Here is a 4,360-nt window from a genome sequence, read left to right as displayed (position 1 = left end):
CTGTAAAAATCAACCAAATGACTACATTTTATGAGAAATAAATTTAGAAGTTAATATATACAAAATCTCTTTTATCAATATTTTTCGTCATAACTGACGAGTAGTGAATGTCTGCTTGACTTCTGTCTGTAAAAACCAAATAAGGTAAACTTTTGATATTCTGGTTCGATTTTTACTTATTTTTGACGAAAATTTACCTTATTTTGATGCAATTGATTGAAATTAGTTGAAATTTTATTTTCTGAAAACTAGTGAGAACGTTGATTTTAAAGAATTTTGAAATTAGATGAAATAAGTGATGCCCCAACCAGGCTTGAAGAAAGCTCGTAAAGCATCACAATTCTCAAAACGTTAATCAATACGATACTATCAACGTTTACAGACATTCAAGAATTTTCTCTTKGATGTCTTTTTTGTATAAAAAATAGTTTTTTTTCGGAAAGTTAGCTATTAATATTTATCAATGATAAAAATAGCATGTTTTAAGGGACTGACCCCAAAAAGTGAGAATTTAATAAAAAGACTTGACATAATTCGTTTACAATTGTAAACTTATTTTAAACATATTCGTTTACATCTGTAGACAACTAGGGAGGAAGGAGAATGAGCACAATAGAATTTAATACTTATATCACAGATGCAGAATGGGAAGTCATGCGTGTAGTTTGGGCAAATGATCGAGTAACTAGTAAAAAAGTCATTTCCGTATTGCAAGAAAAAATGGACTGGACACAATCCACTATCAAAACGATCTTAGGTCGATTAGTTGGAAAAGGCGTACTAAATACAGAGCATGAAGGTAGAAAGTTTATTTACACTGCCAATATTGAAGAGACAGAAGCCGTAAGGGATTATGCAGAAGATATTTTTAACCGTATTTGCAATAAGAAAGTCGGAAATGTAATAGGAAGCATCATTGAAGATCATGTTTTAAGCTTCGATGATATAGATCGACTAGAAAAAATATTAGAGATGAAAAAATCTTTCGCAGTAGAAGAAGTGGATTGCAATTGTCCAGAAGGACAATGCGAATGTCATTTACATCATCATTAAGCATAAGGAGGAATTTAAAATGAATAATGACAACAGATATTCGTCCCATAATCACCATGATTATGACGACATGGATAAGTTAAATCACGAGCATGGAATCACAGATGAACATGGATGCCATAAGGATCAACATCAAGTACATCATGCTGGGCATGATCACAGCGGGCACAGTGGGCATGACCACCATCATCACGGAAGCTTTAAGGAACTTTTCTTAAAGTCATTGCCACTAGGAATCATTATTATGCTCTTAGTCCCTTTGCATGGATTTGAACTACCATTCCAGTTTACTTTTCCATATTCTGATATTGTAGTAGCTATTTTATCTACTATATTAATTATTTATGGTGGACGTCCATTCTATCAAGGTGCAGTTGACGAATTTAAACAAAAAAAACCTGGAATGATGGCACTCGTTTCTTTAGGTTTAAGTGTTTCATATTTATACAGTATTTATGCTGTGATCATTACCTACGTAACGGGTGAACACGTGATGGACTTTTTCTTTGAATTTGCTTCATTACTATTAATCATGCTATTAGGTCACTGGATTGAGATGAAAGCTATTGGAGAAGCAGGAGACGCACAAGCAGAATTGGCTAAGTTAGTGCCGAAAGATGCTCACGTTGTATTAGAAGACGATTCAATTGAAACACGACCAGTTGCTGACTTAAAGGTAGGTGATTTAATTCGTGTTCAAGCCGGAGAAAATGTGCCAGCAGACGGGATTATCGAGCGTGGCGAATCACGTTTAAATGAAGCTCTTCTAACTGGGGAGTCAAAAGCAGTAAAAAAAGGCCCTGGCGATGAAGTAATCGGAGGCTCAACAAATGGAGAAGGGGTTCTTTATATTAAAGTTAATGAGACAGGTGATCAATCCTTCATCTCTCAAGTTCAGAATTTAATCAGCCAAGCTCAAAGTCAGCCTTCCAGAGCAGAAAATATTGCTCAAAAGGTTGCAGGGTGGCTCTTCTATATTGCTGTTATTGTCGCGCTAATTGCTTTTGTAGTGTGGATGATTATTGGAGATATCCCAACGGCAGTTATATTTACTATTACTACATTAGTTATTGCTTGTCCGCACGCATTGGGTCTGGCTATTCCATTGGTAACCGCCCGTAGCACAAGCTTAGGAGCTAGCCGTGGCTTACTAGTAAAAGACCGCCAAGCCTTAGAAATAGCTCAAGATGCAGATGTGATTATTTTAGATAAAACGGGTACTTTAACAACTGGTGAATTTAAAGTATTAGATGTAAAACTTCTTAATGACAAATATACAAAAGAGGAAATCATTGCCTTATTGGCAGGTATTGAAGGAGGATCTAGCCACCCAATTGCTCAATCAATTATAAGTTTCGCCGAGCAGCAAAATATACGTCCAGCATCTTTTGATTCGATTGATGTGATTTCCGGTTCTGGAGTAGAGGGTAAAGCAGGTGGGCACCGTTACCAATTAATCAGTCAAAAAGCCTATGGACGTAATCTTGATATGGATATTCCAAAAGGAGCAACTCTTAGTATCTTAGTAGAAAACGATGATGCCATTGGTGCTGTAGCTTTAGGGGACGAATTAAAACCAACGAGTAAAGAGTTAATTAAAGCTCTTAAAAAGAACAATATTCAACCAATTATGGCAACAGGTGATAATGAAAAAGCGGCTCAAGGCGCGGCAGTAGATTTAGGGATTGAATATAGATCAAATCAATCTCCACAAGACAAATATGAGTTAGTTAAAACACTTAAAGATGAAGGAAAGAAAGTTATCATGGTAGGTGATGGTGTAAATGATGCTCCTTCTCTTGCCTTAGCAGATGTTGGTATAGCTATAGGTGCTGGAACTCAAGTTGCATTGGATTCAGCTGATGTCATATTGACTCAATCAGATCCAGGAGATATTGAATCATTCATTGAATTAGCACACAAAACAACTCGTAAAATGAAACAAAACCTATTTTGGGGAGCTGGTTATAACTTTATAGCTATCCCTCTAGCTGCAGGAATTTTGGCTCCTATTGGTATCACATTAAGCCCTGCATTAGGAGCAATCCTAATGTCTGTGTCAACAGTCATCGTCGCCATTAATGCTATGTTATTAAGTTTAGATCCAAAAAATAACGGTTAACAGATCGAATGATTGAAACTCCTTAAAGTATCAAGATACAATAGTTTTACAGGAGAAAAAGAGATGTAAGTAATGGCTCTTTGTAAAATCGTGTTGGTAGAAGTAGACGATTTTTCTACCAACACGATTTTTAATTTATTATAGAACTGATTTCTGTTAAAATCCTAAAAGCCACCTATTTCGACAGTTTTATAGCATGTTATTCTATTTTCTTGACAATAATACCACCGTCTCCACACGTTTTTTAACCATAAAAAGCCACCTCCATGAGCATTTGATTATATTGTACCAAATCCRACTTGGAGGTGTTTTTATTTAATTCTCATTTACGGGGGTCAGTGCCAATTAAAATTGCGTATATTTTATTTAAAATGTATTAGAATTAAATTCATATAAAATATGCATGAAAAATAAATCAAAATTAAAAAGTACAAATTAATGAAGTGATTATTGATAAAAATAGTTAATAATTGGTTAAACAAAATATATAACTCGTTTATAAATTTATAGAAATGAACCATTATAAATCTCCTCTTAAATATTGAAAAAACCATTGGCAGTGGACATACTTTAAGACTATATATTTCTGAAACTAGTTTCACAATACAAATATTGACATGCAATTATTAATTGGTGGATTTTAAGTTGACATCTACAAAGGTTAATGTTAAAATACATTCAAAAATATATTTGAATGAGGTGCTTTATGGTTCAGAATGTTGTTACTTCAATAATCCTGTATTCTGGGACAGCCGTAGACTTACTTATTATCCTAATGTTATTTTTTGCCAAAAGAAAAAGCAGAAAAGACATCATTAACATCTATTTAGGACAATTTCTAGGCTCTGTTAGTCTAATATTGCTAAGTTTACTTTTTGCATTTGTCTTAAATTATATTCCTAGTAAAGAGATTTTAGGTTTRCTCGGTTTGATTCCAATTTTCCTAGGCCTCAAAGTTTTGCTTTTAGGAGATTCTGATGGAGAAGCTATTGCAAAAGATGGTTTGCGAAAAGACAATAAAAACCTGATTTTTCTAGTCGCTATGATTACTTTTGCAAGTTGTGGCGCTGACAATATTGGTGTCTTTGTCCCATATTTTACCACCTTAAATTTAGCGAATATGATAGTGACTTTACTTACTTTTCTAGTCATGATTTATCTCTTGGTTTTTTCAGCCCAAAAATT

3 protein-coding genes are annotated in these 4,360 nt (G+C 34.2%); all 3 read left to right on the top strand.

Going from position 1 to position 4,360, the window contains the following annotated elements; all coding sequences use genetic code 11:
• Positions 1-603: 603 nt before the first annotated feature.
• Complete coding sequence (locus K4H96_RS08840; RefSeq protein WP_002908710.1) at positions 604-1,053, top strand: CopY/TcrY family copper transport repressor; 450 nt, start codon at positions 604-606, stop codon at positions 1,051-1,053.
• A 19-nt stretch (positions 1,054-1,072) separates the two neighbouring features.
• A complete protein-coding gene (locus K4H96_RS08835; RefSeq protein ID WP_002908711.1) occupies positions 1,073-3,175 on the top strand; it encodes a heavy metal translocating P-type ATPase in 2,103 nt (700 codons plus the stop codon).
• A gap of 706 nt (positions 3,176-3,881) precedes the next feature.
• On the top strand, positions 3,882-4,360 hold a 479-nt coding region (locus K4H96_RS08830), incomplete at its 3' end, for a cadmium resistance transporter (protein ID WP_321573084.1).

Source organism: Streptococcus sanguinis (assembly GCF_020729765.1).
GTDB classification, from domain to species: Bacteria; Bacillota; Bacilli; order Lactobacillales; family Streptococcaceae; genus Streptococcus; species Streptococcus sanguinis_Q.
Note: the sequence above shows the minus strand (reverse complement) of the source record. Positions and strands in the feature narration are given on the sequence as shown.